The organism is Paenibacillus mesotrionivorans (assembly GCF_046098205.1).
Classification (GTDB): Bacteria; Bacillota; Bacilli; order Paenibacillales; family NBRC-103111; genus Paenibacillus_AR; species Paenibacillus_AR mesotrionivorans.
On sequence record NZ_JBJURJ010000013.1, the window covers coordinates 209,244 to 235,604 of the forward strand.

Sequence of the window (26,361 nt, forward strand, 5' to 3'; positions counted from 1 at the left end):
GATCATCTGCCGGGCGCAGCTCCTTTTCTTATATGGATCTCAGGAAAGTATCCTCCATCCACTCCGCGAACCGCTCTTCTTCCTCCAGCTGCGGATAATGGGCGGATTCGTTGAACAGGATAAATTCCTTACGCGGAGCCTCCAGACCGTCAAAATACGTTCGGGCCGCCTTTGTGGAGGTCATGTAGTCATACTGCCCCATCACAAAAAAACAAGGTATCTCCAGCTTGTCCACCAATTCTGGAATACTCCGCTCCGATTCCTCCGCCAGCAAAATCCTCTGCGACAGTCCAACGCCTCTCCAATAACGGACCACATCCAGCAGATTATACTCCGGCGCCAGCAGGAATCCTTTTACATAAAGCATGTTATCATTCAGCTGTCTGGCTGCGCCGCCGTACTTGCGGATGAGATCACGGGGTGTAAGGATCTTCCCTTCACTGATGTCAGGCCGGAGCTTCTCCAACCGCTCCGCATCACCGGTATTTCCTGCTTCCAAAGCTTGCTCTAAGGCAAAATCCAAACCATCCAGCTCACTATCCCTATGATCGGCGACCTGCCCGATGCCGATATAAGCGGCGAACTTTTCCGGCGCCTGTGCCGCCGCCTTCATGCCGATGTAGGTGCCGAAGGAATGGCCCACCAGCAATACCTTGGAAACATCCAGCTCTGCTGTTACATAGTCAGTCAGAGCCAGTAGGTCCTCCACCAGCAAATCCGACGACAGCCCGGAATAGTCCTCGCCGAAGTGAAAGGATTTCCCGCTGCCGCGCTGGTCATAATGCACAATGGTAAAGTTCCGCTCCAGCCGCTTCTGATACTCCCGTATGTAAGGAATTTCGGAGCAGCCCGGACCCCCGTGGACAAAAATGACGATGGGATTGCTCCGGTCCTCTCCACGAATCATAACCTCGTGTCCGGTTCCGTTTATGTGAATCTGCTTCAGCATGCTGACGCTGCTTTCCCCTTTAATGGCAGGTGTCCATGTAGGCATGAAGAAGCCGGCGGCTAACACCAGAATCATAATGGCTCCGCAGATAAAGCCGGTTTTTGCAGCTTTTCCAAGCGGTTTCTTCATGCTTTGTACCCCATGGCCAGCTTCATCACCAGCCGGATGGCATAGGACGGATGCGCCAGCTGATTCAAGTCTCCCACCATAAACAAATCCTTCAGCGGATAATAAAACGCAAACGAGCCAGTGGTTCCCGAGTGTCCTAACAGCTCTCCTTTCCCCATAAAAAGGGTGTTTGCGGAACGGAGCGGAATCTGCATAAAACCTCCACCATAACGGATCGGCCCCATGGAAAGCTGCAGCCTCCGGTAAACCGCCAGCTTCTCCAGCAGACGGACCGGAAACAAGGCGCCGTTGAAGAAGCCCTTCAGGAAAACCATCAGTTCTACCGCGGTGGTGATGCACCCGCCGCTGGCCCGGTAGCTGCTGATTGCCTGCGGACGATGCAGCCGTTGGTCCTTGTAATAAATCTCCGGCACGGTATGCTCCGGCCCAGTGGGCAGATAGGTCCGGGCAAGCCCCAGCGGCCCGAATATCCGCTTTTCATACACCTTTTCCAGGGGCAGCCCCTCGATCTGTTCGATCACGTGTCCCATCAAATCAAAATTGATGTCCGAATAATAGGCTTTGGACGATGCGGGCTGTGGTGCAAAATGGGGACGAAGCTTCTTCGTCTCCTCCACCATTTGGGCGAATGTGATGGAGTAGTCTTCGGTGAGCGTTCTCTTCCGCATATTGCTGCCTTCCTCAAAATAATCCGGCAAACCGCTTGTCTGAAACAGCAAATCCGCCACGGTCAGCTCAAAGGAATATTCCCTGCCTTTGTACACATGCAGCCCCTTAAGCACCGCTTCATCCACATGCCTGGCCACCTTGTCCTCCAGAGACAGCCGTCCCTGCTCCCATAGCTGAAGGATACAGACCGTGGTAAACAGCTTGGCCGTGCTGGCCATGGTAAGGGGTGAATCCGCATGTTTCCCCCCGTATCCGAAGCAAGCTGACACATCCCCCTTTGTGTTCTCCACCAGCAATACGGCCTCGTAAATTCGATTGGAGCCTGTTGTTTGCTGAAACATCTTTTCCAACGCCAATGTTTGCTTCATCACCGTACCTCCCTTGCGCGCAAAATATCCAGAAGCCAATCTGCTTCGGGAAGCGGGTTTCCCGGGGTCAACGCAAGCTCCTGGGCGATGCCTTGTATGGAGCACCAAAATGCCATGGAAAGAGCCATCGGATGGCCGGGCCTGATCTCACCCAGCCTCTGCCCCTCCTCGATAAGCGGCACACATTGCTCAATCAGGTTATGATTGGTGAGGAGCGCTCCTGCTATAGGAGAAATCGCTTGCGCATTGTAGCTGGCATAAGCCATAAAAACGAACATTTTCGCAGCCTGCGGTCTTTCGGCTATCATGTGCAGCAAACCTCTAACCTGTTTTTCCAGAAGAACAAGGGGACTGACCCCTTCCCCGGCCTCTGCCTCCAGAATCATCTTGCTGCAGCCGATTTCCACAAGTGCTTCAAACAGGCTTTCCTTGGTGCTGAAATAGTTAAACATCAACCCGGAGCTGATGCCGGCGATTCTGGAAATTTCCCTTGTGGAGGTGCCGTGGAAGCCCTTGGTAATAAACTGGTCCAGGGCGATTTGCAGCAGCTGCAAACGCCGGTGCTCATGCTGCTCCGCTCTTTTTCCCATAAGCCCTCCTAATATCCTAAGCATATGCTTAGCATAACACAAGTTATGTTAGCAAGCTATATCCCCAAGTACATTGCATTGTTAGGTACTTATGCTTTATAATGGCTCTGTACTTAACATTATTAGGTAGGTTTGGGGGAGGTGAGCCCCTTTGAACGCGGAAATGCTGAAAGGCACTGTCGACCTGTTGATCCTGTCTGTATTGAACACCCGGGACAATTACGGCTACGAAATTTCCAAGGCCATCAAGGAGCGCACGGAAGGAGCCTTCGAAATCCAGGAGGCTACCTTATATCTGGCCCTGAAGCGGCTGGAGAAGCATCATGCCATCTCGGCATATTGGGGAGACCAGAGCCACGGCGGCCGCCGCAAATATTACAGGCTCACCGGAGAGGGCAAGCAGCTCCTGGATACCCATATCGCCAGCTGGAAGCTGATGTCGGAAATCGTGAACCGGTTTATTTGAGGAGATGGAGTCATGAGAAATTGGGCCCGTAAGGTATTCAGCCTGGCGGAGCTGCGCTACAGTCCGGTGCTGCTCCTGTCCATCGTGGTCTGTGTGGTGGCGTATACGATTGACGAACAGATCGATCCCCAAGACCAGCTTTGGCTGGCTGTGACCTATTATATATCCTTCTCACTGGCTGCTTTATGGTGCGGGATAAACTATATCGGGCATATCCGCGTCAATAATCTATACCGGAAGCATGGGGATATCGGGGCGTATGTGGAGCAATTGGTGATGGATGCCGAGGACAAAACCGAACTGCGCAACTTTCTGGAAGACTTCGCAGCGGATCTGGAGGAGCAGGGCCGGTCCGGGGAAGAAGCGGCCAAGGAGGTCATCAGCCAGTTTCAGGTCAGGGAATTTCTGGCCATGTCCAAACACACCGTTCCCTTCGAAACTCACGGGCACCACTATTTGCTGGGGTATGGCATCCTGCTGCTGGGGGTTTGTGCTATGGCTACGTCGGTTGAAATGCTTCTGGCGCAGCCACCACTCGTTTGGCTGATCATCAGTTCGGTATCAGGAGTGTACGGCGTCTCCTTGTTCGGGGTGTACGTGCTGTACAAGCTTTTGGACCTGTTCATATATAAGAAGCTCAAAAATTATTTCTCGTAGCCCGTCGCGCAGACCAAAAAAGAGAAACCATACAAAAGGAGTGGAGTTCGATGGAGGAATGGGTTTACAGCATTATGGATTCGTTCGGCTATGCCGGAATTTTCCTGTTGATTGCGGTGGAGAACCTCTTCCCGCCCATCCCCTCCGAGGTGATCCTCACCTTGGGCGGGTTTATGACCACCACCACTAGCATGACGGTGATAGGCGCGATTATCGCGGCAACGGCCGGTTCTGTGGCAGGGGCGCTTTGCCTATACGGCGTAGGCCGGCTGCTGTCTGCCGAACGGCTGACGGATATTGTAGTCCGGTACGGGAAGGTGCTGCGCCTAAAGCCGGAGGATATCAATAAGGCGGAGACCTGGTTTGCCAAGCATGGAACCTGGACCGTTCTGCTGGGCAGACTGGTTCCCCTGATCCGCAGCCTGATCTCCATTCCCGCGGGCAGCGCCAAAATGAATCTGGTCTCCTTCCTGCTGCTGACCACCCTGGGCTCCCTGATTTGGAACACGGCCCTGGTTTATGTAGGCTCGATTCTGGGCAATTCCTGGGACAGCGTTCTGGCTTACATGGATATGTACTCCAATGTGGTGTACGCCCTGCTGGCTATCTCCATGCTGGTGTTCGCCCTTGTTTTTTACCGCTACCGCATCGCCAAAAAGAAGGTCACCCGCACCGATGGGTAATGGTTGAAAGCAAAGTAACCAGCTCGCAGGCTGATAGCCTGAGCTGGTTACTTTTTTTTGCGAGTCAGATCCTACACGAACGTGCCGCGTTTGGCCGGTTTTGTTCGCTAACGGAAGAGAGAGCCCTTATTTCGCCAAAAACACTCCTTCCACAAATCTAACGGCGGCCACAGCCTCTATTGGGCCCCATTTCCACTCTGCAGGGACTTTTTTAGCTCAATAGCGTCTCCTGCTTCCGTTAGATTTTGCAGCACCCCATTTTTGGGCAAATAGCGTCTCTCACCGCCGTTAAAAAAAGAAGAGAGCATCCGCAAGTTTGCTCTCTTCCGCTGCTTCAACCAACCGGCCTTTAGAGACTTCGACGAAATAAAGTACCGCTAATTTCCTCGCAGCTCTTAGTATCCCGAACCCTCGTCGGTCAAGTTGTCCAGCATATCATAATGATGCTTCTTCAGGGGTTTTTCCGCAGGTCCTTCGACGACCTCACCCGTATACGAAAATCTGGAGCCGTGGCAGGGGCAGTCCCATGTCCGTTCGCCGGCGTTCCAGTTTACCTCGCACCCCACATGGGTGCAGGTGGTATCCACAATATGCAGCTTGCCCTCCCGGTCACGGTACGCCCCCTTCCGTTCCCCGCCCAGCGTGATAACAGCCCCTTCATCCTTGGCCAACTGCTCCAGGTGGGTATCCGGCTTTTCCAGCTTGCCTTTTACCAGATTGGCCACCACATTGGCGTTTTCCTTGATGAGCTTCTTCAGCGAAGGATCGGCTTGGAACCGCGAAGGGGTATACAGCTCCCGGTAGGGAGTATCCCGATCCAGAACATAATCCGCAAGCAGATGCGCGGCGGCGGTGCCGGTGGTCATGCCCCATTTCCGGTACCCGGTGGCAATAAGAATACGGGGTTCCCCCTCTGTTACCGGCCCCACGTAAGGAATTTTGTCCAAGGTGCCCAAGTCCTGAGTGGACCATTGATACAGGATTTTCTCCGCACCCATAACCTCTCTGCCGAAGGTCTCCAGCGCCTGGTAATGCTCCCGGGTATCCTTGCCCTGTCCGGTTTTGTGGCTTTCACCGCCAATAATCACAAGCTCCTCCCCATGATAGGTAACGGAGCGCAAGGAACGGGTAGGCTGGTCCACGCTCAAGTACATGCCGCCGGGGTAGGAGGTTTTGGTCCTGCAGGCCAGGCAATAGGAACGGTCCGCGTGTAATCTCGCCGAATAGAGCCCCAGCCCCTCATAAAACGGAAAATGGGAGCAAACCAGAACTCTGGCCGCCTCCACACGGTGTCCGTCACGCGTGAGAACAGCCGTCCGTTCCCCGTTTTTATCCACGTTCACCGCAGTGGTGTGCTCGAAGATCCTGCCGCCCCCCTCGGTTATGAATTGAACCAGCCGGGTCAGATACTGCAGGGGGTGGAACTGCGCCTGATTGTCCATTCTGAGCGCGTTGATGATTGGGATAGCAAAGGGGATTTTCCCAACCAAACCGCCTTGTATACCCAGCGTCTGGTAGGCAGCCCATTCCGTCTCCAGCTTGCGGGCGGATTGTTCCGTTGTGGCGTAGAGAAAGGCGTCCTGCCTCTTGAAATCGCATGGAATGTGATGGGCCAGCACGGTTTCCTGAATCCACTCCAGAGCTTCGCTGTTGGCCTGGTAATACAGCTTGGCTGTATCCTCGCCGAAGTGGCTGATAAATTCATCGTAAATGATATCATGCTGCGCCGTGATTTTGGCTGTGGTGTGCCCGGTGGTGCCATTGAGCAGGGTATCCGCTTCCAGCAATACAATCTTTAGTCCTGCCTTGACCAAAAGATAAGCCGCAGTGATTCCGGTAATCCCGCCGCCGACAATAACCACATCCGCTTCCCCATTTTCCTCCAGCGTTTGAAATTTGGGAATATCCGCTGTTTCCCGCCAAAACGGCTCCAATACTGCCATACATACCCCTCCGATTGTTCAAGATCATCCTAGGGTTAGGGTTGGCAATTTATGGTTTCTTTAAACCATCGGCAGTTTTAGTGGAACAAACCGTCGGATTCCACCTTGCAGATGCGGATCCTGTAATGCTCATACCACAGCTTTTTTCCCATTTCCTTGGCCTTCATATGGGAGGCGTTGTTCTTCCACAATTGAATGCTGTCCAGGGAATCCCAATAGGAGACGGTGATGCCGAAGCCCTGCTCATTCCGGGCGCTTTCCACACCCAAGAAGCCTTTTTGCTGGGAAACAATGGCTTCGATCTCATCAGACATTCTGCCGTAGCCTTGATCCCCCGGTGTCCGCAGGGAGCTAAAGATGACCGCATAATACGGTGGTTTTGGCGTTTGGGCAAAGCCACTCATGGGACAGCTCTCCTCTTCAATGTAATAATGAACCGGGCAAACGTCGTCGTTACGGACTCACGATCCTCTATTTGGTGAAAATGGGCTTGTTTCCGGAGCTTGCGGACCCAGAAACCCTTAATTGCCCGGCGGGTGTTACAATCGGGGGCTTTTCCGGCAATTAGCGGAACCTCAGTCCGCATAAACGGAAGACGTCCGCTTTTGGAGGAAATAACGTCTCCTGTGTCCGCAGAAACCGGTGATTGCGCTTCAGCTTCAACCTATTCCTCACCGTAATGGTAATACTGTATGCCTCTCTCTTCAGGCGGTATATGTTCTCCTTTCATTAGCTCTGTCTGCACTAATTTCTCCCTGTTCTCTAATCTGCTCATACTCCGAATCATCCAGTTCCTCGAGCTCATCCGCAGCAACCAGCTCCAGATCTTTATTACTTTCATAATCCAGAATAAAATGGATGATTTCCTGATGCACTTCACCTTTTAATCCAGATGCAAGAATGTTTGTGTTGAAAGCCCTATCTCCAACATTCTCTCGTGCTTCGTATTTCCGTTATCCTCCAAAATGGCCTCTGCCACATTCCTGTCCTCGAAAATGATCTGCACAAGCTCATCGTCATTCATACCAGGTTCATCCGGGGATTATTGAAATAGACTGCCGTATGTATTAGGGAGATATTCGGGATAATGGCGGCGGTAAAAATCGTCGATCCTCCGCATCACCGGGTCCCATTCCGGATAAGGTTCGGGGTTGTTAAACTCCAGCTTTGCTTCCGGTGTATCCATTAAGAAATCGGTTAATGAATTGGTAATCGGCTTGCCGATTTTTTGCCTTACATGCATCAGATAGATGATCTCATACGGATAAAAGCCGTATCTGTAATCACCAAATTCACCCATTTTGTCGATCTCCGAGACCAATCCGGTATGAAACTCCGACATTTCCACGATAAACTGCTGCATTTCATCGTCATTTGCATCTTTCCATTGTTCCAACACCTTAGCGTAAAGGTGGAGGTCTTCGGGGATATTTCCATAAGGAATCCCTTCTTCCCTAAACTTATCGATCACGGCCAAATGAACCTGACGGTTGGTAGCTAAAATAGTCTTTTCCCTATATTGCAAATATAGCTCCAGCAAAAACCAGATATGGGTTTCCCATTCCTTAGCCGGCATTAAATTATCGCCCAGATGATGGACAATAAAATCAAATAAAAGGCTCTCTTCCTTCTCCCAGCCAAACATAGAGCAATGAATCAATGACCTGACAACATCACCGAACGAATACTCCAACCGCATTTTCGGATACTTGACTTTGTACAAATCATGTCCCATACATTGGTAAAATGCCGTCATCTGCATCACTTTCAGCGGTTCTATTGTATGGCCGCCCTTTACTAGAACATCCCGCTTCCAAAGGGACATGTAATACCTAAAAATTTCTTCAAGGCTCAACAGTAAGATATGGTCCTTTTCTATAAGATTTGAATCCACTATATTTTGAACATCAACCGTTCTTTCCTCGTAATCCTGTTTGATCCCTTCGAAATTGTGGCCTTTTTTGTACTTTTTGAAAGCCAACTCCAGTTTTTTTTGATTCACCATGGGCTAAGCTCCTTTTTCATCTTACTCCCCCGGAGTATATCTCCCCGGAAACTCCATTCTCGCCTGTTCCGTGCAAGCCAGCACAAATTGCCCTTTTGCCTCCGTGTAACCGTCCCGATCATGGGGAAACTGCTCCTTCAGCGTTATCTTCAGGGCGGCATATTCCACTGCCTTCTCCGGATGCGCCATGAGATAGTCCCGGAAGTAAAGCTCCCCCCAATCCCCACTGTGCCGGACATGGATATGGAAAGCCTGGCCCCGGAAACCCTCAGGGGTGTACCCCTTCAGATACATGATCAGATCGGCCGCTGGTGTGTTGACCACATAGCCCTCATCCTTCATCCGTTCCGTTACCGCATTTAAGTCCGTATCCCTGCGTATCTCCAGCAAAATATCTACAGTGGGCTTTGCCAGCAAGCCGGGAACAGAGGAGCTGCCGATATGGCTGATGCGGACCAGATTGCCGCCAAATACCGATTTCAGAAATGCCTTTTCCTCCAGATAATGCGTCTTCCACAAGGGATTATGCTCCTCATGCAGAATGGGAAACAACTCCGAAAGCCGCGCCGCCGTTACTTTGGAAAAATCCTGTCTCAAGCTTTCGCCTCCTCAGCTAGGGTGTGCTTGCAAACGCCGAGGGGAGCAAAACGGGTTTGCAAACACGGCCTAGGATCTGTCTTCTTGGCATCCTTACCGTGTCCCCTGCCTGATGATGGCTTCGAACCATTTCCAGGGCAGCAGGGCCCTGCTCCATATCGCCAGCCTGGAGCCGCTGCCCAGGGTGTAACGGAGGCGGGGGGAACGGGCATCGGCCAGAACGCCTACCAAATCCGCCACCTGCTGCGGATCGGGTGCGGTTTCCCCCGTCCGGCGGGAGTATTGCGAAATGCGTTCCAGCCGCTCCCGGTAGGGGGAATCGGCAGTCGGCACCATGCCGTCAATCCCCTTGCTCCAGATGGGCGTCCGGTAGGCCCCCGGCTCCACCAGCACAACGCCAATGCCCAGCGGAGCCAGCTCATGCCGGAGGGTTTCCGTAAACCCCTCCACGGCAAATTTGGAGGCGGCATAAGGGCCATAGCCCGGAAATGCCACCCGGCCGCTGACGCTGCTGATATTGATAATCAGCCCGTTCTGCTGCTGCCGCATAATGGGGATGACGCTTTGGGTCACCGCCACCAGTCCGAAGAAATTAGTCTCCATCTGCTGACGCCATCCGTCCATGGACACCTCCTCCACAAAACCGCCGACGGCAAACCCTGCGTTGTTGACCAGAATGTCTAACCGCTGATGGACACGCAGGGTCTCCTCGATAGCCCCCCGGATGGAGAGGGGGTCCGTCACATCCAATTGGAGCACTTGAACCCGGCCGGAGACTCCTGCTTTCTCCGCCAGCTGCAGCAGCTCCCCCGCCTTCGCGGGATTTCTCATGGTGGCTGCAACATGGATCCCCTTGCGGGCCAGCTCCAGCGCAATCAGCATACCGAAGCCGCTGGAGGCTCCGGTAACCAGGGCAACCCGACTGCCGGAATGGATATGGGCAGATTCTTCAGTAGATGTTGACATAAGCACACTCCCCTTTCTTTTATTGAGAGATTATAGCTTCAGCTTCCTCATCAACGGAACGCCCACCCGGTTCAGCAGCTGCTCCAGCAGCGTCCAGCACCAACGCCTGCCCGGCGGCAGATGCCGGTCGAACACAGCGGAATATTCGAAATCCGCCACCGCGCCACGGTTCCGCTTAAACTGGGCGGCGCCCGCGCTTTCGTGAAGCAGCACACCGGCCTCCCGGGCCTGCCGGATCAGGCATGCGGATAACATCCGGTACAGGCCAACCGATTGGGGCAGCACGGTATCATAGCCGAACAGCGGCGTTGTCATCACCCCGTTCCGGCAAAAATACCCCATCACCGCATCCAGACGCCCATCCTTCCGCAGGCCGTAGAGGGTCAAAGCGCCTGTCCGGTGGGCCAAAGCAATAAACGCCTCCGTAAATTGTGGATTATCGTAGGAATATTTATCCAAATACAGCAGCTTGTACAGTTCCGCAATCCGGGGGTAGTCCGCCTCCGTAATCGCCTCTCCGGGCACAAAGCTGTAGCCGGTTTTGGCCATTAGCTCCCCATCCCGCTTCAATAACCAGCGGGCCTTGGCATTCCCGAAGTCCGGGCCACCGGCCTGGAACAAATAAATCTGCCTGCTGGGCACCAGCTTGCAGCCCTCCGTGCGCAGCGCCTCCAGCAGCTCCTTGTGCAGGGCCGGGCTCAAGGACCGCATAATCACTGTATGCTCCGGGAACTGCTCCCGTACCGCCTGCAGCACCGCTGCCGCCTGCTCGCCGGACATACGGGGAAACAGATTGGTGGACAGCAGCCAGTTGTTGATATGCACCACCCGGTTGATGTGCGAACGCATCATCAGCCCGCCCAATCCATCCAGCAGGAGCGTCAGACCTTTTTCCAGCAGGGGGGATTGGAGAAGGGACAGCTCCTGCTTGGCATAACGCACATAATGAGTGTAGGGGGAGCACACATAGGAATTGCCGTATTCCGCATAATTCACCGTCACCGGAAGCACCAGATCATCCAGCCGGGCCAGCAGAAGCTCCGTTTCCGCATTGGGGATAAACCCGCTTGCCCCCTGCACCATCAGCGGCTCCAGATAAGCTCTGGCATACCGGCCGTCCTCCGTGTCCGGCCACTCCACTTGATGCAGCTTCTCACGGTTATAAAGGAAGACGCGTCCGCTCAATGGCCCACCTCCTCTCCACCCGCCTCAGCTTCCGGGCTCCTTCGGGATGGGTGTATCCGGTAAAAATCAGGTCCGGCATACGGCAGCCCAGCCTAAGCATCAACGCCTCCACCGAAGCGGTCACCTGTCGTTCAACCTCCGCCTGCGAGGCGCCGTCCTGCAGCAGCAGCTCCACCGTAAGCGTCTCCTCCACCTGCTGGATCACCCGGTATTCCCGGATCGCCGAAGAGGCGGCCAGCACAGCGCGGGTGATAAAATCGGGATAAACGGGCTTCAGTTTGCCGTCCTCCGTCCGCTCTATATAGAAGATGTCGTCGCAGCGTCCTTCAATCCGTTCAATGGCGGTAAAAGGGGAGCCGCAAGGACAGGGCTGCTCCGCCTCCGTCAGCACATCATTCAGCCGGTAGCGGATAATGGGCTGGGTGGTCCGGGAGAAATCCGTAATGATGGGGACAAATCTGCGTCCGCCGGGGTCATCCGGCACGGCTTCCTTCCCGATATGGACAATGTCCTCGTTGAGATGCAGCGTTCCGTGGGAGCAGGTGCTGGCCAGAAACCCTTCCGTACATTGATACACCTGATGGATCGGCAGGCCGAAGGTGTCCCGAATCACCTCTGCGTCCACCGGGTCCAGCACCTCGGCTACCGACACCATACGCCGGGGAACGGCGGTTAAGCGTCCTATGCGCTTTTGCTCGGCAAGCTGCCGGAGCACAGAGGGCGGGGCCGCCCAGATGCTCGCCTGGTACCGGTTCAGCCGCTCCACATGCTTCTGCGTGTCCTCCAGCAAATCGAAATATTCGAATTGCAGCCGGCCACTGCCCACGGATGCATAGAGATTGCTGTTGGCCCGCAGGAAAAAGGCGATTTTTTCCCGCTGCCATAAGGGTCCCGGCAGCACCTTCGCCAGCATCATACCCGCCCAGGCCGCCTGCTCGTCCGAGCTGACCAGAAACAGCCCCCGGCTGCCCGAAGTGCCGGAGGATAACCCCACGGTAATGCCGCCCAGCTGCGGGGTAAAATTACGGGTCCGCTCCGCCTCCAGCGCCAGCTCCATGGCTTCCTTCTTGCGGATGCGCGCCGTGTTCAACCGGTCGAAGTGCTCCATCATCACCGCCTTGTCAATGACGGGAAACTCTCGCCATTCCGTCAAGGGCCTGCCGCCCCAGAGCTCCCGGTAAAAGGGGGAGTGTTTGCGGACAAACCGGAGCCTTTTCTGAACCTGCCGCTCCTGCCAGCGCTCCAAGGCTTCACGACCGGACCATTGCCGCCTGTACTTCGTCCTTACATAATGGGTGAGAAAAAGAGCAAGTCCTCTGACGCCCAACCCGCCTGCGCCCCTCATGGCCTACGCTCCTCTCCGGTCCAGCCCAGCGCCTCCCCGCAATGGCTGGGGATAATCAGCAGCTGCGGGTATTCCCGGTGCAGCCGGATGAGCCTGCGGAAGGACTGCCCGTATTCCCCGGCATCCGCCATAATGATCCGCGCTGCCGGGTGGGGCTTGCGGTCCTCCCGGAAAGCCCGGCTGGACCACACGGCATCCGCACAGAGGAAAACCTCCCCTTCCGCCGTCCGCAGCAGCAGCCCTGTTTGCCCTGCCGCATGTCCGGGCAGATCAACGGCCACCAGGCTTCCGTCGCCCAACAGATCGTACCCGTGTTCGAAGGGGAATGAACCGGGCAGCGGATACGGGCTCACATCCTCCATAAAAGCCGACCGTTCCCCGAAGTCCTCCGGCAATAACCCGGACAGATAACCGGCCTTCACTGCAGCGAAGGGGCTTAGTTTGTTGACGGCAGCATAGGCCTCCCGCTTGTATATGAACCGGGCCCGGGGGAAATCCCGCAGTCCCGCCGTATGATCCGCATGAAAATGGGACAGCACCACAGTCCCGATCTCCTCCGCTTGGATGCCCTTGCGGCCCAGCTGGCTTACCGCACCGTCCTCCTCCCGGAATACCACTGGAGTGATCATCCGGTACAAAAGCTGCGGTAAACGCCGGGTCTCCTCCACAAAACGCCGGGAATACCCGGTGTCGAAGAGGATATAGCCATGCTGCGGATGACGGATCAGCGCAAAGCCTGCCGGGAATGGAACCGGCCTCCAGGACCCGCCCCGTATGGTGAAAAACTCCGGGTGACGGCAGTACCCTGCCGCAAACAGCGTCAGCTCCACAAGCGGTCCATCCAGAAGCGGGGCGCAGCCCGCCGCATTATCTGTGCTCATTCCTGCTCCCCTCCGTTTCTATCCACCATTCCGCAAAACGGCGCAGCCCCTCATGAAGGCTCACCTGCGGTGTATACCCCAGCAATTTATGAGCCCGAGAAATATCCAGCGTTTGACTTTGAGCCAGTACACTCACCGAATACCGGGTGAAGGTGGGCTCGCCCAGCACGGGCAGAAGCGTATGGCTCCATTCCAGCAGCGCCGCCGCCCCATACGCCACCGGGTACGGCAGCTTCTTCGTGCGCAAGGGCATCCCCAGCATAGTAAACAGCTCCATCAGCACATCCTTGAGCAGGGCCGGTTCACCATTAGTGATGTTGTAGGCCTGCCCCAACGCCTCCTCCGGCGCCTGCCAGCCCAGCAGCATGGCATCCACCACATTATCCACATAGGTGAGATCGAGCAGCACCTGCCCATTCCGGAAAAGTGGAATGCCTGAGGTATCGTTGGCCCGCATCAGCCGGGGCAAAAGGGCTGTGTCACCGGGACCGAAGATGGCCCGGGGCCGCAAAATCAATCCCGCTAGCCCCTCCCGGAAGGCCTGCCGCACCACCTGCTCCGCCTTCAGCTTGGTCGCCGCATAGGCGTTCACCGGCTTAGACGGAAGCGCCGCGTCCTCCTTGACCCCCAGTCGTTCCTCATGCCCATTAAAATAAATGCTCGGCGTAGAGATATGAACCAGACGTCCCACCCCATGCTTCAGGCATCCTGCCGTTATATGAGCGGTGCCATCCACATTGACGGCCTGGAAGTCCCGGTACGGCCCCCAAGGCGAGGACAACGCCCCGCAGTGGAACACCGCATCTTGGCCCCAACAGGCAAGCTCCGCCTGTTCCCGGTCGCGCAGGTCCGCATGGATAAACCGGATGCCCAACGCCTCCAGCTCCGACCCGGCCCAGCGGTTCCGCCCCATCCCGGCCACCTCCCAGCCCATTGCCTGCAGCCTCAAACAAACATGCCGTCCCAAAAAACCGGTGGCTCCGGTTACCAAAGCCTTGGTCATGGCTCACCATTCCATTCTAGATCAATAGTCGTTGCTTCTGTCAGGGAAATCCCCCGGCTCCTTGCCGTTCTCCACGCATCCGCCACTACCCGCAGCTGCTCCAGCCCCGGTCCCATATCCCTCCGGTGGAACACCGCATCCCGGCCGGTATGCACAGCTCTGAGCCAGTCGCGCAGCTGCGGGAGGCTGCGAATGCCGCTTAACCCTGCGGCCAGCATCGGGAAAGTGAGCATGGTGCCGGATGAATCCGTAGGCTCCACCACTAATCCTGCGTCATACAGCGCCTCCGGCTGGAGAAAAGCTTCCACCAGCCCTGCGTTCCCGTTGAACAGATGGATGCCGCTGGTGGCACGGGGATTGCATTCCAGCGCATATACCCCCCCGTTGTCCTCTTCAATAAAGTCAAAGGCGATCTGCCCTGTGAACCCAGTAGCCTGCACCAGCTGCCGCACCCATTCCTTGGACCGTTCATGGCGGACCGGCGCAAAATAAACCGACGCTCCTTGTCCCAGGCGGTAGCGGCACGGATAGGCTCCGTGGAGAAGCAGATGCCCGTTGTAGGCGATGCTGTAGGTGGCCAAATGCCGCCCTTCAATCCGCCGCTGGGCTACCCATGGAGCTTCCGGAGATAAGGGCGGCAGCGTCTGCGCCAAAACCCGCCTCCGCTGTTCAGTAGAAGCGCTTTTGTCCAGGAACAAAACCTTGGAGGCAAACCGGGAATAAGCAGGCTTCAGCACCAGGCTTTCCTCCAGCCATTGCTCCTCCGCCAACGCCAGCCATTCCTCCCGGTTTGTCACAAGGGTGGTTTCCGGCACCCTTAAACCCAAACCCAGGGCAAGCTGAGCAAACCGCCACTTATTGTGCAGCCTGTCCAGCTCCCCGATGGGCGCCGCCCAAACGGTGCAATGTGGCTTTAATTGCTCCAAACCCTTGGAGACAAAAAAAATCTCCTCGCAGGTGGGAATCAGCACATCCACACCCTCCTGCACCACAATTGCTTCCAGCTCCGCCAAAAAAGCAGCGGTGTCCCCGTTGGGCGGCGGCACCACGAAGCTCCGCTCCACTGCCCGGGATACGCGGCACAGGTGGCGGCGGGCGCTCTCGGCAACCAGCACCCGGTGTCCGACGGTGTGGAAGGCTCTGGCCAGCTCCAAGGTACACGGCGCCCGGCCGCCTGTGAGCAGCACGGTACGCCGCCCGTTACCGGAAACAGGTTCAATAAACAAGGGTCATCCCTCCGAGGGAAAGCCCCGCGGCCGTACCCAATAGCAGCACTTGGCCCCCCCGTGTGATCCTCCCTTGGCGGATGGCCTCATGAAGCGCCATCGGGATGGAGGCGGCGATGGTATTGCCGTGGTCCGGCGTAATATTCACCATCTGTCCGCCGGAGATGCCCAGCTTTTTTTGCATCAGCCGAAGGGCCATGGCACTTCCCTGATGGGGAATCACCGCCTGGAAATCCGTCATCCGCATGTCCGATTGCACCAGAAGCTCTCCCACAAAATCCGGCAGGAGCTGGGAGGCCATTCGGAAGATGGCCTGCCCGTTCATATGGAACAGGAAGTCCTCCTCCGTAGCCTCACTATGTTCCCGGGGATGGATGCGGGTGCCGCCTCCGCGGATTTCGGACAGGGCCGCTCCTTTGCTGTAGGTGCGCATGGACGCCCCAACGATCCGGGAGGTCCCGTCCGACGGTCCGATCACAACCGCAGCCGCTCCGTCCCCGAACAGGGCGGCGCTCTCCTTTTCCTTCCAATTCAAACCCGCGGAAGCAACCTCCGAGGACACCAGCAGCACATGCCGGTACCGCCCCGCCTCCACCAGGTAAGACATCAGGTCCAGTCCCGTCAGGAAGCTAAGACAGGTAGCATCTATATCAAAGGCGGGCACGCCGGACATCTCCTGTCCCAACGCCCGTTGGATCAATACCGCCGTACTGGGCAGCGCCTGCTCCTTGGTGCCGCTCGTGCACACCAGGCAGTCGATATCCTGGAAGCGGAGCCCCGCATCCACTAACGCCGCATCCGCCGCTTTTGCCCCCATATAAGACGAAGTTTCGTGAGCACCTGCGAAATGGCGGGCCGTGACCTCCGTCATTTTGCGGACCCAGCCCTTCGGCGTTCCCAGGCGGTGATCCATCTCTTCATCCGTTACGATCCGTTCCGGCAAATATTGGCCGGTTCCCATAATGCGAACATGCCGCGTCTGCATAGTCAGCCCCCGCTTTCCGTTTTCACCAACGTTGTCTTCGGTTCAACCTCTGCCAGCGCCAATTGCTCCTGCACTATGGGTCACTAATTCGACACTTTCCAGCAGAACCCTTTTTTCGGACCGGTTCCGCAGCAGCAAAAACCCCGGCGGGAACGCCCGCCAGGGTTCGAAGCATAACCTCATTTTATGAATAATGGAAGTTCAGCCTGTTTTCCCTTGTATCCAAAACAGCCCGGCAGCCGATAGGCAGCACCGCCTGATTGGCCCCATGCCCAAAGTCGTCGCAATAGGCTACAGGGATCTTATGCTTCTCGCCGAAGCGACTTAATCGATTCAGCAACTGAGGGTTTTCGTTCTCGGAATAATGCCCGAACAGCAGCCCGGAAATGCGGCCTATCAGCGGGCTCTGCTCCAGATGGGACAAGAGCATACTGACACAAGGCATATTGCTGAATTTTTCGTGGTCCTCCAAAAACAGCACCACCTTCCCGTCGGCCTCCGCTCCGCTGATTCCGGTGTTGGCCATAAGCGCCACATTCAGAAGATATCCGCCCATAAGAATCCCTTCACTTACTCCATCATAAAGCGATATCCACTTGCTGTTCTTAACCAGATCCCCGGGATTTCCCTCCACCAAATGGCTCATGAATTGGCTGAGACCATAGGGCCGGATACGTTCGAATGAGCCGGGAGCCTGGCCGTAATAGGTCAGAACGCCGGTGCGGGCATAGATGGCATTCAAGATGGAGGTGCCGTCGCTGTAGCTCAGGAACAGCTTGGGGTTCCGCCGGATTGCTTCATAGTCGATCAGCGGGATCAGCTCCAAACCGCCATATCCTCCTCCGAAAAACAACATCCTGACCGCATCGTCAACTACCATCGCGTTCAGATCATCAGCCCGCTCCTGCTCGGAGGCGGCATACCCGTACGTGTTTTTATACAAATTCCGCCCGGCTTTGACCCGGAAGCCGCAGCCTTCAATAACGGCAATAAGCCCTGCATACCGGTTTGCATCAGCGATATGGCTTGGGGAGATGATGCCAATGGTATCTCCCTTGTTTAGTTTCGTCGGTATTTTGCCTGCCAACATTCCTTTTCCCTCCGTTCGAGGTTTTACTCCGTTTCCATCAGCTGCCGCAGCTTGGCTTCGGTGTTGGTGTCTGGCGCCGGGGTGTAGACGTTGCACCGCAGGTCGTCCGGGCCATATACCTTCAACGAGGTAAGCTCGTAGACCATCCTCCCGGCCCGGGCATGGCGGAACTCCAGATGCACCTCCGGCGCATAGCTGACCTGGCTGTTTTCCCACATGGCTTTAAAATCCGGATGCTCCCCCATCATCTCCTCCAAAAAATCCTCGTACCACCCGTCTCCCACATATTCGCCGTAATAGGAACGGAACATGGAGAGGAAGCTGCTGGAGAACTGCTCCCAATTCACCGCCAGCCGCCGGAATTCCTTCCGCGTAAACAAAAGGCGGATCATATTCCGCTCCTCCGGTGGAATCTGCGCGAAGTCCAGGAACACATAAGCAGCCGCCGGGTTCCAGCCCACAATATTGCACATGCGGTCGGATACAATAACTGGACAATAGGCCAGCTCCGTGATGATTTTCTGCAGGGAGGGGCTCAGCTGGACAGGCTCCTGCCGGGGCGGGACCGGCTCGCTGCTGCTGTCGAAGGCCAAGGAATGAAGATACCTCCGTTCGTCGGCATTCATCTGCAGAGCGGTAGCAATACAGTCCAATACGGATGCAGAGGCCTTCACATCCCTGCCCTGCTCCAGCCAGGTGTACCAGGTGGTGCTGACACCGGCCAGCTGGGCAACCTCCTCCCGGCGCAGGCCGGGGGTTCTTCTTCGTGTGCCTGCCGGAAAACCCAGCGCTTCCGGGTTAAGCTTCGCCCGCTGGTTTTTGAGGAAAACAGATAATGCCTGCAGCCGGATCTGGGAAGTCATCTGCATCCCCCTTATGAGAATAGTAGTATTTATACCAGGATAAACGCTGTCTTGTAATAGGATATATCCAGTGACATTATAAGCCTATCCGAAGAAACTTACAATGATCAGGAGGCTGGATACGCTATGGAAAGAGTAGTCATAACCGGGATGGGAGTCATTTCACCGTTAGGCAATGATGTGGAGACGTTCTGGTCCAAGCTTATACGGGGGGAGTCCGGCATCGGCCTTATCAGCAGCTTCGACGCTGACAGGCATAAGGTCCGAATTGCCGGGGAGGTGAAGGAATTCGATGCCAATCTGTTGTTCGGGGCAAAAGAAGCCCGGCGGATGGACCGGTTCTGCCAGTACGCCCTGGCAGCGGCAGAGCAAGCCTTCACCCAAGCAGGCTTCCAGGAGGGGAGCGTCGACCATGAGCGGATGGGCGTGTATGTGGGCTCCGGAATCGGCGGCATCCAGACCCTGATGACCCAAAGCGGAGTGCTTGCCGACCGCGGGCCGGAGCGGGTAAGCCCTACTCTGGTGCCTATGATGATTGCCAATATGGCTGCTGCTATGATCAGCATCAAATATGGCGCCTTAGGTCCCTCCATGGCCCCGGTTACCGCCTGCTCCATCGGCAATACCGCCATCGGCGAAGCGTTTCACCGTATCCAATCGGGCCGGGCGGACGTGATTCTCGCAGGGGGTTCGGAGGCGGCGCTGACGGATATCTCCTTGGCCAGCTTCTCCAATGCAACGGCACTATCCACACGAAACGGCGAGCCGCAAAAGGCCAGCCGGCCCTTCGACACGGAGCGGGACGGGTTTGTGATGGCTGAAGGTGCAGGCATTCTGGTGCTGGAATCCCTCTCCCACGCCTTGCGCCGGGGAGCCCACATTCTGGCTGAGGTGGTGGGATACGGAGCCAGCTCGGACGCGTACCACATGGTAGCGACGCCGGAGGACGGCAACGGCGCGGCCCGGGCCATGCGCCTGGCTCTGGAGGACGCGGGGCTTGCGCCGGCGGATATCGATGTGATTAGCGCCCACGCCACCAGCACCGTCATCGGCGACCGTTCGGAGACCGCCGCCATCAAGCGCATTTTCGGTGCCGAGGCATACCGCATTCCTGTCACCGCCAACAAGTCCATGACCGGCCACATGCTGGGAGCGTCCGGCGCCGCCGAGGCCATCGCTCTGGTCAAAGCGCTGCAGACGGATCTGATCCCACCCACCATTAACCTGGATACCCCTGATCCGTTATGCGATCTGGATTATGTCCCCCATCAGGCCAGGCCCGCCCGGCTCCGGTACGGGCTGTCCAACTCCTTCGGCTTCGGCGGCCATAATTCGGCTATTGTGCTAAAGGCGTACGATGATGTAAAATAACTCCATTGACCTTGACAGAGAGTCTGACCCGCGTCCCAGCTCCCTGGACGGACCGCAACACCGGACGCCCCCATTTCACACCAAAGGAGAGTGAATCCTAGTTTCTTTATGCTGCATGTAAATACAACTGAACAAACCACCCTCCGGGCGCCGCGGCGTGTCCCGGCTTTTTTCCGGCTGCCCGGCCAGTACCTCTCGTTCCTGTTGGGGCTGTTTATCTCCAGGATCGGAGATTCGCTGTATACGCTGGCAATTCCGTGGATCTCCTATGAGCTTACCCGGTCCGCGCTGGTTATGAGCTCCGTGTATGCCGTCAGCGTGCTGCCCATTGTCCTGTTCGGGCCTATCATCGGCGTGCTGGTGGACCATCTTCCCCGGAAAAAGCTGATGCTGGCAACAGATTTGGCACGGGCGGCTCTTGTCGCCCTGATCCCGGCTTTGCATCTGGCGGGTGTTCTGCAGATCGGGCATCTGTTTGCCGTTTCCTTCTGCCTGGCAATTCTGAACCTGCTTTTTGACGTGGCTTTTGTGGCGGCGGTGCCCCATCTGGTTCCGGGCAAGGAATCTCTGACCCGGGCCAACGCCGCCGAGAAGCTGGCTTCCCAGTTCAGCGAATTAATCGGGCCTATCCTGGCCGGCCTTGCCATTGCGGCATTCGGCGGCTACAATGCGCTCTGGATCGATGCGCTGACCTTCAGTGCCACCTTCCTCACCCTGCTGAAGCTGCCCTCCATGGGTACCGCCGTGGCGGCCGCCTCCTTCAGGAAAGTGCTGCAGGGGATGAAGGAAGGGCTCCATTGGCTGGTAACCAACCGCCTGAACATCAGTCTGTCCCTGCAGGCGATGGTGGGCAATTTCGGATACAGCGCGGCTTTTGGGGTATTGATGTATTACCAGTTGGATGCCCTCGGGCTCACCTCCCAACAAAGCAGTTTGAACTACGCTCTTCTGGGCGCAGGCGGTCTGCTGGGCACGCTTGCGGTGGTGCCGCTGGAGAAGCGTTTCCGCCGCGGGGTGCTGATCCCGGTGCTCCTTACTGTGGGGATGCTGGGATTCACCCTCATCATCTGGAGCCGCTATTGGCTGATGCCCGGTATTGCCTTCGGCATTGTCTCCCTGTGCAATATCGGGTGGAATACACTAGTGCAATCCCTGCGCCAGGAAACCGTGCCCTCCGATATGCTGGGACGGGTGCTGGGCTTCTCCCGGATGTTCACCCGGCTGGCGATGCCCCTGGGGGCTATGGCCGGCGCTTTCCTCTCCGCCCGGTACGGCCCGGCAGCCGTCTTCGCTTTGGCCGCGGGCGCCAAGCTGGTGGAGGTTCTCATCGCCCTTTGTTCCCCCATCCGCAGGATGTAGGCAGCCGGGGCAAAATCAACCGCGGGTCCGCATCCGGACCGTAGAGCCGTTATTTCCCGGTTTTTCAGCATTTTGCAGTTTTCGCGGACTCAGCAGACGTTATTTAGCCTAAAAGCTGACCAAACCGGCTGCATATGACCAAATAACGTCCCCTGTGTCCGCATCATCCAATTATCGATGAATCTGTGCGAAATAACGGCCGCTCGGTCCGTTACACCAGCAAAAGAAGCTGTCCTCCGTGGTCTTCACCACCTTGGGGACAGCTTCCTTTTTACCTGCCGCTCACGGCCCTGAACCCCGCTCCTCAAGGCGTTAGTACAGTCCGCAGCTCCTTGTCCTTATCCTCCGTGTAATACCAGAAAATATAAATATCCGCATCCTTCCCGGCAAAACCCGGGTACACATCCGTAGCCTGATTGTTGCCGTCTCCTCCAAAACCATAGGTAATTTTTTTGCCAACGGCCCTGGTTTCGCCGTGGTGCATATAGGTCTGATTGACGCCGCCGAAGCCGCGGTCGGCGCTTTCGCTTTGCACATACAGATCGCCATCATTCAGGTAGTACGTCCAATGCACAGAATAACCGCCCACTTCCGTCATGATGCTCTTTTTCTCATCACTGATCTCCCGGAGGGGGATTGGCGCTTTGGCATCCGTACGCTCCATTCTTTCGTGCATGGCCACAAAGGTGATCGCGGATTCCTCCTTTATCTGGACGCCGGACGGAATTTCAAACCGAAACACCGTCTCCTCCGGGTTTGTATAGGAATCGACACTCCCTCCGCTCAATACAACCCCGTCCACCTCCAGTGAATATGCCCGAAAGGGGAACCGGGAATAACGCTCATTGCTGGCTTTGATTCTAATCTGGGTCGGTGTCCGGATCATCTCGGTCAGCGTCATCTTCACGCCCTTATTCTCCAGAGGAATGTCCAGCTGACGCTTAACCGTACCACTTTCCATCAGATGTTTGTCCAGCTTTAGATTGAAGGCCCAATCGGCATCAACCCGCTTTACTTCCTTTTCATAAAGGAGCTTGTACGAAACCTCATCCTGCTGCAAATCACTCCGCAAAAAGGACTGCTGCGCAGTATAGCTGCCGTTTTCATCCGGCTTCCCGGAAACTCCCGCTCCGGACTGGCTCAGCTGCGTCTCCCCGAGGAACACGCCAATACGGGGTTCATACCACTTTTGTGCCTCTGGCTGATCGAACACAACTGTAGAGTTCAGCATCATCTTGTCACCCTGCGTAAACGGCTTAACCGTCAGCTGTATGATTCCATCCTGGCGGATATCAAAGGTTTGCTCCTTCTCTTCCAGAGGACGAAGGGCCAGCCCATGCTCCACCGGAGAGATGGCCTTCACATCGCTAAAGGTCAGCATAGCGTTGGACGAAGTGCCGGACGGAACCCATTCCGTTTCGAAGTAACCCCGCCAGAGCTTGGCCGCCGGGTCCCAATTCAGCTGCTTCCAGCCTTCCACAGGCTGGCCGGCCGCATCCTTCAGCTCCACATCCTCAATATTGAAAAAGTAACCCTCCTCCGGCGTTTTGTCTCGGGTGTTCAAGCTGAACAAAATCCCTGTCCGGTTTTCATCCACAACCGCCGTATCCACGGTGATGGTCACATTCTCCCGCGTCAACGATTGCCCGATGGACTGCCCCAGTCCCTGCTCCAGAGCGGAGCGTACCCCTTCCTTGTTCGACAGGAGGGTATCCCAATGATTGGCGACAGCCGCCACAACAGGAGCAGCAGCCAGCAATGCTGTCAGAGCGCCAATGGCCGCCGCTTTCCGCAGGGGTGGTCTCTTTTTGCTTGCAGGTATAGGAATAAGCGGTGTTCCCGTCTTCGGCAGCCGGCTTTCCAGCCGGTTCCACATCGCATCAAAATCGGGATACTCTGCCGGTTCATCTTTCAGTAAATGAGTAAGCTTGGCCTCCATCTTGTTCATACGGTTCGGCTCCTTCCTTTTCCATGGTCATGCCTCTGGCCTCCATCATGGGACGCAGCAGCTTCAGTCCCTTGTTCAGCCGGGATTTCACTGTCCCTTCGGGAATGGACAGAATAGCGGCAATTTCGCTCAAGCTGCATTCGTGCAGATACCGCAGCGATACGGCAGCGCGGATCTTGGCGGGCAGCTGTCCCACAAGCTTCACAGTTTCCGTAGCGGACTCCCGCTCCTCGGCAACCACTTCGGCGGCCTTGGCCGTTTCCGGCCTCCGCTGGAACAGCAGAAGCTGTCCATCCGTGCGGAACCGGCTGTTTTTCTTCAAGTGATTGAGACAATGATTCACAGCCACCCGGAGCAGCCAGGTTTTGAGATACTCCACCTGCCTCCAATCATGCCGGAACACGGTCATAAACACATCCTGACAAACATCCTCCGCATCCGCCCGCTGCTGAAGCATATACAGGCAGGTCTTGTACACATCTTTTTTGTAGGTTTCGAATAACTCCTTTTCGGTCAAGCGCTTGACCCTCCTTCCAACCGGCTGCTTACTAAACAATCCGGTGCGCCAAAAGGTTCACTCTTAAGGAACAAAAAAACTCCGCCTCTTTTCCTGCACCCTTGACAGGATTAGCGGGACGATATAAACTGAACATGTTCAAATCATGTTCAGTACCAGAAGAGAGGTGTACCGATGAGTCCAACGGACCAGGATTCGCGGCAATCCATTCTTGATACGGCCAAGATCCTATTGGATGAAGCCGCAGATCTCGATAAGATCACCATACGGCAGATTGCCGAACGGGCAGGAGTGGGCATCGGCCTAATCAACTATCATTTTAAAAGCAGAGATAACCTGCTTCGTATCGCCATTGGGGATATTATGTCACAAACCATCTTTGCCATGAACGACCCGGCTGCATTTTCCGGACTGGAGCCTTCCGCCAGGCTGAAGGAGCTCTTGAAGGAGCTGTATACATTCGGAAGCCGCAATGAAAAGCTCATTCGATTTGTTCTGGCCCATGAGTTGGCCACCGGCAATATGCAGGCCCCTCTTTTATTGATCCCCTTGCTCCGGGATATCTTCCAGCATCAAAAAAACGACATGCAGCTGCGGATTATCGCCCTGCAAATCCTGTACCCCATTCAAATCACCGCGCTCCATCCAAACGCCTTCCACCTGTACAGCGGCATCCAATTGACCATCCCGGAAGAGCGCAACCGGTTCATCGATCTGCTGATTGACAATTTAGTTAACCAATAGTGGAGGGGATCATATGAAGGCTGCCGCATTAATCAGCTCCATCGCCACCGGCCTGCTTATGCTGAACACCATGATATGCGGACTCTGGATCAAGGCAAACGACATTACAGATCCGGGTTCTCTCAATTTCCATGTCAACTCGGGCATCGCTTCGGTAGTCTTTTCGTTCATCACGCTTTTCCTGGTTATCCGGCTGTTATTCCGCCTGAAAAAAGAGGGGTGATCCGAATGCGAGCCTTAATCCTGTATGCCTCCAAGTCCGGCGCCAGCAGGGAATGCGCCGAGCTGCTGTGGTCGCGGCTGGAGGATTGCTCCATCTGCGACATGACCAAGGATCTTCCGGACTTGGGGCCATTTGATACGCTTATTCTAGGCTCTGGCATCCGTATGGGCAAGCTGTACCGTCCGGTCAGAAGCTTCATGCGCAGGAACATGAATCTGCTGCTTTCCAAGAACCTCGCCTTTTACCTGTGCAATGCCTATCCCGGCACCCTGCAGAAAACCATCGAAACCAGCATCCCCAAACCCCTGCGGGAACGGGCCGTGTGTATGGTTTCCTTTGGCGGTAAACCACCCTTTACCTCTCCCAAAAATCAGGAGTGGGTTCAAATGGACAGCGTGGCCTTTTTTGTAAAAGCAGTCAGCGCTGCCGAACAAAAATAAAATACGCCTAACACAAGAATCCTCTTGTGCCAAGCGTCTTTTTCCTTACTTCGCACGTACCGCAGCTCAGTAGACAAACTCGTAATCGTCAAACCCGGAGGCCATCCGCCACTCACCGTTACCCTTCTCGATGGTAATCAGCATTCTGCCATACGGCTCATCCAGAACCAAAGTATCGATGGTGAGGGTTGCCCTGGTGCCCTGTTGGCCTTTCACCTTGAGCGTATCATAGAGGAACCGGGTATTATACCCGTGGCCTCCGTTTTGCGTGTTCACATACAGTCGTCCCTGATAATCCTTGTATAGGGGCAAACCTCCGTCCCCTCCCGCCAAATATCTGCGGTAAAACAGCTCCTCTGCCGCTTCCTTCGTATACACCTTCTCCACGGCCTGCTTCAGCTCTGCAATGGAGCGGATGTCGCCGTAACCCGTATCTGTCTTCTCCCCGGTTACAAGAGCATATTGCGGTTCACCCGGGATGGTTTGGGTTTTGTCCTCCACAAATGCACCGGAGCCATTGAACACATCCGCTTCGAAGACTTCAGCCTTGGTCAGCAAATTTTGCAAAATTTCAATTTCAATTCCCTGCTGGTCCCCAAGCTTGGTCACTTCAGCCTGCTGCGATCCCGTATTCATTCCTGTATAACCTAAAAACACAAATATGAGCAACGTCAGGATACCGCTCGTTCTCAGCTTCATTTTGAACTCTCCTTTGGCTTTAAATGAATGATCTTTCAACATTTTATACCATTATTGGAAAATGGGAAAATGAATGCTTCGTGAGGCCACAACCTGAAGCTGGAAAGAATCCCTAACGAATCTGAGCAGCGCTATTTGACTACGTGGAGGCATTTCTTAAATCTAGCTAAGATGAACGTAAACAAAGGGCAGCCCTCCAAATTGCTACTGTCGTAGGTTAAAATGGAAAGTGACCACCACCCATTTCAGAGCTACATAGCAAAGGAGAGCTGTTACTATGCATTCTACCACAAAATTTATCGGTTTGGATGTCTCGAAAGATACCATCGCCGTCGCCATTGCTGAAGTCGGCCAAGAAGCTCCCCGGTATTATGGAAGTATTCCGCATACGCCTGCTGCGTTACGAAAACTCATCCGTGCTCTGGGCTCCGTCGAAACCCTTTCTTTTTGTTATGAGGCG

At 55.6% G+C, this 26,361-nt stretch carries 28 protein-coding genes and 1 pseudogene; 9 read left to right on the top strand and 20 right to left on the bottom strand.

Translation table 11 applies throughout. The features are described from left to right. Positions 1 to 28 precede the first annotated feature (28 nt). From ACI1P1_RS19900 to ACI1P1_RS19910, 3 genes are read right to left on the bottom strand one after another with little or no spacing between them, the layout of a single operon-like run. Positions 29 to 1,078 (bottom strand): alpha/beta fold hydrolase, encoded by a 1,050-nt coding sequence (locus tag ACI1P1_RS19900; protein WP_416218195.1) that lies wholly within the window; start codon positions 1,076 to 1,078, stop codon positions 29 to 31. Continuing rightward, positions 1,075 to 2,115: a serine hydrolase domain-containing protein gene (locus ACI1P1_RS19905; RefSeq protein ID WP_416218196.1), complete on the bottom strand. Its 1,041-nt coding sequence runs from the start codon at positions 2,113 to 2,115 to the stop codon at positions 1,075 to 1,077. The genes ACI1P1_RS19900 and ACI1P1_RS19905 overlap by 4 nt, the downstream gene beginning before the upstream one ends. Then, positions 2,115 to 2,705 carry a TetR/AcrR family transcriptional regulator gene (locus ACI1P1_RS19910; RefSeq protein ID WP_416218197.1) on the bottom strand — a complete coding sequence of 197 codons (591 nt, stop codon included), beginning with the start codon at positions 2,703 to 2,705 and terminating at the stop codon, positions 2,115 to 2,117. The genes ACI1P1_RS19905 and ACI1P1_RS19910 overlap by 1 nt, the downstream gene beginning before the upstream one ends. A gap of 151 nt (positions 2,706 to 2,856) precedes the next feature. Here ACI1P1_RS19910 and ACI1P1_RS19915 point away from each other — a divergent pair, with 151 nt between their 5' ends. Genes ACI1P1_RS19915 through ACI1P1_RS19925 form a run of 3 tightly spaced genes read left to right on the top strand, consistent with a single transcriptional unit; the run spans position 2,857 to position 4,511 of the window. Then, positions 2,857 to 3,171, top strand: a complete 315-nt coding sequence (locus tag ACI1P1_RS19915) for a PadR family transcriptional regulator (RefSeq protein WP_416218198.1) — start codon at positions 2,857 to 2,859, stop codon at positions 3,169 to 3,171. A gap of 12 nt (positions 3,172 to 3,183) precedes the next feature. Continuing rightward, entirely contained in the window at positions 3,184 to 3,828 is a 645-nt protein-coding gene (locus tag ACI1P1_RS19920) for a hypothetical protein (protein ID WP_416218199.1), read from the top strand. A 50-nt stretch (positions 3,829 to 3,878) separates the two neighbouring features. Then, positions 3,879 to 4,511: a DedA family protein gene (locus ACI1P1_RS19925; RefSeq protein ID WP_416218200.1), complete on the top strand. Its 633-nt coding sequence runs from the start codon at positions 3,879 to 3,881 to the stop codon at positions 4,509 to 4,511. 395 nt (positions 4,512 to 4,906) lie between these two features. Here ACI1P1_RS19925 and ACI1P1_RS19930 read toward each other — a convergent pair whose 3' ends face one another. The 14 genes from ACI1P1_RS19930 to ACI1P1_RS19995 form a co-directional block, all read right to left on the bottom strand. After that, complete coding sequence (locus ACI1P1_RS19930; protein ID WP_416218201.1) at positions 4,907 to 6,454, bottom strand: FAD-dependent oxidoreductase; 1,548 nt, start codon at positions 6,452 to 6,454, stop codon at positions 4,907 to 4,909. A gap of 77 nt (positions 6,455 to 6,531) precedes the next feature. After that, entirely contained in the window at positions 6,532 to 6,858 is a 327-nt protein-coding gene (locus ACI1P1_RS19935; protein ID WP_416218202.1) for an antibiotic biosynthesis monooxygenase family protein, read from the bottom strand. 300 nt (positions 6,859 to 7,158) lie between these two features. Continuing rightward, positions 7,159 to 7,329, bottom strand: coding sequence for a hypothetical protein (locus ACI1P1_RS19940; protein WP_416218203.1), 171 nt, complete (start codon positions 7,327 to 7,329; stop codon positions 7,159 to 7,161). A gap of 167 nt (positions 7,330 to 7,496) precedes the next feature. After that, a complete protein-coding gene (locus ACI1P1_RS19945) occupies positions 7,497 to 8,459 on the bottom strand; it encodes a hypothetical protein (protein WP_416218204.1) in 963 nt (320 codons plus the stop codon). A 21-nt stretch (positions 8,460 to 8,480) separates the two neighbouring features. Then, positions 8,481 to 9,056: a GrpB family protein gene (locus ACI1P1_RS19950; RefSeq protein WP_416218205.1), complete on the bottom strand. Its 576-nt coding sequence runs from the start codon at positions 9,054 to 9,056 to the stop codon at positions 8,481 to 8,483. 93 nt (positions 9,057 to 9,149) lie between these two features. After that, on the bottom strand, positions 9,150 to 10,022 hold the full coding sequence (locus ACI1P1_RS19955) for an SDR family oxidoreductase (protein ID WP_416218206.1): 873 nt from the start codon (positions 10,020 to 10,022) through the stop codon (positions 9,150 to 9,152). Between the two features lie 30 nt (positions 10,023 to 10,052). After that, complete coding sequence (locus ACI1P1_RS19960; protein WP_416218207.1) at positions 10,053 to 11,207, bottom strand: GNAT family N-acetyltransferase; 1,155 nt, start codon at positions 11,205 to 11,207, stop codon at positions 10,053 to 10,055. Beyond that, a complete protein-coding gene (locus tag ACI1P1_RS19965) occupies positions 11,182 to 12,552 on the bottom strand; it encodes a F390 synthetase-related protein (protein WP_416218208.1) in 1,371 nt (456 codons plus the stop codon). The genes ACI1P1_RS19960 and ACI1P1_RS19965 overlap by 26 nt, the downstream gene beginning before the upstream one ends. Next, entirely contained in the window at positions 12,549 to 13,433 is an 885-nt protein-coding gene (locus ACI1P1_RS19970; RefSeq protein ID WP_416218209.1) for an MBL fold metallo-hydrolase, read from the bottom strand. Before ACI1P1_RS19970 ends, ACI1P1_RS19965 begins: the two co-directional genes overlap by 4 nt. After that, complete coding sequence (locus ACI1P1_RS19975) at positions 13,420 to 14,436, bottom strand: NAD-dependent epimerase/dehydratase family protein (protein ID WP_416218210.1); 1,017 nt, start codon at positions 14,434 to 14,436, stop codon at positions 13,420 to 13,422. Before ACI1P1_RS19975 ends, ACI1P1_RS19970 begins: the two co-directional genes overlap by 14 nt. After that, positions 14,433 to 15,662: an ATP-grasp domain-containing protein gene (locus tag ACI1P1_RS19980; RefSeq protein WP_416218211.1), complete on the bottom strand. Its 1,230-nt coding sequence runs from the start codon at positions 15,660 to 15,662 to the stop codon at positions 14,433 to 14,435. The genes ACI1P1_RS19975 and ACI1P1_RS19980 overlap by 4 nt, the downstream gene beginning before the upstream one ends. Then, complete coding sequence (locus tag ACI1P1_RS19985) at positions 15,652 to 16,647, bottom strand: beta-ketoacyl-ACP synthase III (RefSeq protein WP_416218212.1); 996 nt, start codon at positions 16,645 to 16,647, stop codon at positions 15,652 to 15,654. The genes ACI1P1_RS19980 and ACI1P1_RS19985 overlap by 11 nt, the downstream gene beginning before the upstream one ends. Positions 16,648 to 16,831: 184 nt before the next feature. Further along, positions 16,832 to 17,737 (bottom strand): S66 peptidase family protein, encoded by a 906-nt coding sequence (locus ACI1P1_RS19990; protein ID WP_416218213.1) that lies wholly within the window; start codon positions 17,735 to 17,737, stop codon positions 16,832 to 16,834. A gap of 23 nt (positions 17,738 to 17,760) precedes the next feature. Next, a complete protein-coding gene (locus ACI1P1_RS19995; protein ID WP_416218214.1) occupies positions 17,761 to 18,600 on the bottom strand; it encodes a helix-turn-helix transcriptional regulator in 840 nt (279 codons plus the stop codon). Between the two features lie 126 nt (positions 18,601 to 18,726). On the opposite strand from ACI1P1_RS19995, the gene fabF reads away from it, so the two are divergent. Together fabF and ACI1P1_RS20005 are read left to right on the top strand one after the other, a co-directional pair. Continuing rightward, positions 18,727 to 19,971, top strand: a complete 1,245-nt coding sequence (gene fabF, locus ACI1P1_RS20000; RefSeq protein ID WP_416218215.1) for a beta-ketoacyl-ACP synthase II — start codon at positions 18,727 to 18,729, stop codon at positions 19,969 to 19,971. A 90-nt stretch (positions 19,972 to 20,061) separates the two neighbouring features. Continuing rightward, on the top strand, positions 20,062 to 21,330 hold the full coding sequence (locus tag ACI1P1_RS20005; protein WP_416218216.1) for an MFS transporter: 1,269 nt from the start codon (positions 20,062 to 20,064) through the stop codon (positions 21,328 to 21,330). A gap of 304 nt (positions 21,331 to 21,634) precedes the next feature. On the opposite strand, the gene ACI1P1_RS20010 is transcribed toward ACI1P1_RS20005, so the two are convergent. Then, complete coding sequence (locus ACI1P1_RS20010; RefSeq protein ID WP_416218217.1) at positions 21,635 to 23,278, bottom strand: DUF4179 domain-containing protein; 1,644 nt, start codon at positions 23,276 to 23,278, stop codon at positions 21,635 to 21,637. Next, positions 23,235 to 23,795, bottom strand: a complete 561-nt coding sequence (locus ACI1P1_RS20015; protein ID WP_416218218.1) for an RNA polymerase sigma factor — start codon at positions 23,793 to 23,795, stop codon at positions 23,235 to 23,237. The genes ACI1P1_RS20010 and ACI1P1_RS20015 overlap by 44 nt, the downstream gene beginning before the upstream one ends. A gap of 174 nt (positions 23,796 to 23,969) precedes the next feature. On the opposite strand from ACI1P1_RS20015, the gene ACI1P1_RS20020 reads away from it, so the two are divergent. The 3 genes from ACI1P1_RS20020 to ACI1P1_RS20030 are packed head-to-tail and all read left to right on the top strand — an operon-like array spanning position 23,970 to position 25,202. After that, the gene (locus ACI1P1_RS20020; protein WP_416218219.1) at positions 23,970 to 24,539 is read left to right on the top strand and encodes a TetR/AcrR family transcriptional regulator; all 570 of its coding nucleotides are present in this window, start codon (positions 23,970 to 23,972) and stop codon (positions 24,537 to 24,539) included. 13 nt (positions 24,540 to 24,552) lie between these two features. After that, entirely contained in the window at positions 24,553 to 24,762 is a 210-nt protein-coding gene (locus ACI1P1_RS20025; protein ID WP_416218220.1) for a hypothetical protein, read from the top strand. 5 nt (positions 24,763 to 24,767) lie between these two features. Then, on the top strand, positions 24,768 to 25,202 hold the full coding sequence (locus ACI1P1_RS20030) for a flavodoxin domain-containing protein (protein WP_416218221.1): 435 nt from the start codon (positions 24,768 to 24,770) through the stop codon (positions 25,200 to 25,202). Positions 25,203 to 25,268: 66 nt separating this feature from the next. Here ACI1P1_RS20030 and ACI1P1_RS20035 read toward each other — a convergent pair whose 3' ends face one another. Continuing rightward, entirely contained in the window at positions 25,269 to 25,901 is a 633-nt protein-coding gene (locus tag ACI1P1_RS20035; protein ID WP_416218222.1) for a hypothetical protein, read from the bottom strand. A gap of 277 nt (positions 25,902 to 26,178) precedes the next feature. Here ACI1P1_RS20035 and ACI1P1_RS20040 point away from each other — a divergent pair. Beyond that, a pseudogene (locus ACI1P1_RS20040) lies at positions 26,179 to 26,361 on the top strand (IS110 family RNA-guided transposase); the annotation flags it as partial.

Coding starts and splice junctions, on each gene's coding strand:
- ACI1P1_RS19900 (WP_416218195.1), bottom strand. CDS start 1,078: ATGAAGAAACCGCTTGGAAAAGCTGCAAAAACCGGCTTTATCTGCGGA.
- ACI1P1_RS19905 (WP_416218196.1), bottom strand. CDS start 2,115: ATGAAGCAAACATTGGCGTTGGAAAAGATGTTTCAGCAAACAACAGGC.
- ACI1P1_RS19910 (WP_416218197.1), bottom strand. CDS start 2,705: ATGGGAAAAAGAGCGGAGCAGCATGAGCACCGGCGTTTGCAGCTGCTG.
- ACI1P1_RS19920 (WP_416218199.1), top strand. CDS start 3,184: ATGAGAAATTGGGCCCGTAAGGTATTCAGCCTGGCGGAGCTGCGCTAC.
- ACI1P1_RS19925 (WP_416218200.1), top strand. CDS start 3,879: ATGGAGGAATGGGTTTACAGCATTATGGATTCGTTCGGCTATGCCGGA.
- ACI1P1_RS19930 (WP_416218201.1), bottom strand. CDS start 6,454: ATGGCAGTATTGGAGCCGTTTTGGCGGGAAACAGCGGATATTCCCAAA.
- ACI1P1_RS19935 (WP_416218202.1), bottom strand. CDS start 6,858: ATGAGTGGCTTTGCCCAAACGCCAAAACCACCGTATTATGCGGTCATC.
- ACI1P1_RS19945 (WP_416218204.1), bottom strand. CDS start 8,459: ATGGTGAATCAAAAAAAACTGGAGTTGGCTTTCAAAAAGTACAAAAAA.
- ACI1P1_RS19955 (WP_416218206.1), bottom strand. CDS start 10,022: ATGTCAACATCTACTGAAGAATCTGCCCATATCCATTCCGGCAGTCGG.
- ACI1P1_RS19965 (WP_416218208.1), bottom strand. CDS start 12,552: ATGAGGGGCGCAGGCGGGTTGGGCGTCAGAGGACTTGCTCTTTTTCTC.
- ACI1P1_RS19970 (WP_416218209.1), bottom strand. CDS start 13,433: ATGAGCACAGATAATGCGGCGGGCTGCGCCCCGCTTCTGGATGGACCG.
- ACI1P1_RS19975 (WP_416218210.1), bottom strand. CDS start 14,436: ATGACCAAGGCTTTGGTAACCGGAGCCACCGGTTTTTTGGGACGGCAT.
- ACI1P1_RS19985 (WP_416218212.1), bottom strand. CDS start 16,647: ATGCAGACGCGGCATGTTCGCATTATGGGAACCGGCCAATATTTGCCG.
- ACI1P1_RS19990 (WP_416218213.1), bottom strand. CDS start 17,737: ATGTTGGCAGGCAAAATACCGACGAAACTAAACAAGGGAGATACCATT.
- ACI1P1_RS19995 (WP_416218214.1), bottom strand. CDS start 18,600: ATGACTTCCCAGATCCGGCTGCAGGCATTATCTGTTTTCCTCAAAAAC.
- fabF (WP_416218215.1), top strand. CDS start 18,727: ATGGAAAGAGTAGTCATAACCGGGATGGGAGTCATTTCACCGTTAGGC.
- ACI1P1_RS20010 (WP_416218217.1), bottom strand. CDS start 23,278: ATGAACAAGATGGAGGCCAAGCTTACTCATTTACTGAAAGATGAACCG.
- ACI1P1_RS20020 (WP_416218219.1), top strand. CDS start 23,970: ATGAGTCCAACGGACCAGGATTCGCGGCAATCCATTCTTGATACGGCC.
- ACI1P1_RS20025 (WP_416218220.1), top strand. CDS start 24,553: ATGAAGGCTGCCGCATTAATCAGCTCCATCGCCACCGGCCTGCTTATG.
- ACI1P1_RS20030 (WP_416218221.1), top strand. CDS start 24,768: ATGCGAGCCTTAATCCTGTATGCCTCCAAGTCCGGCGCCAGCAGGGAA.
- ACI1P1_RS20035 (WP_416218222.1), bottom strand. CDS start 25,901: ATGAAGCTGAGAACGAGCGGTATCCTGACGTTGCTCATATTTGTGTTT.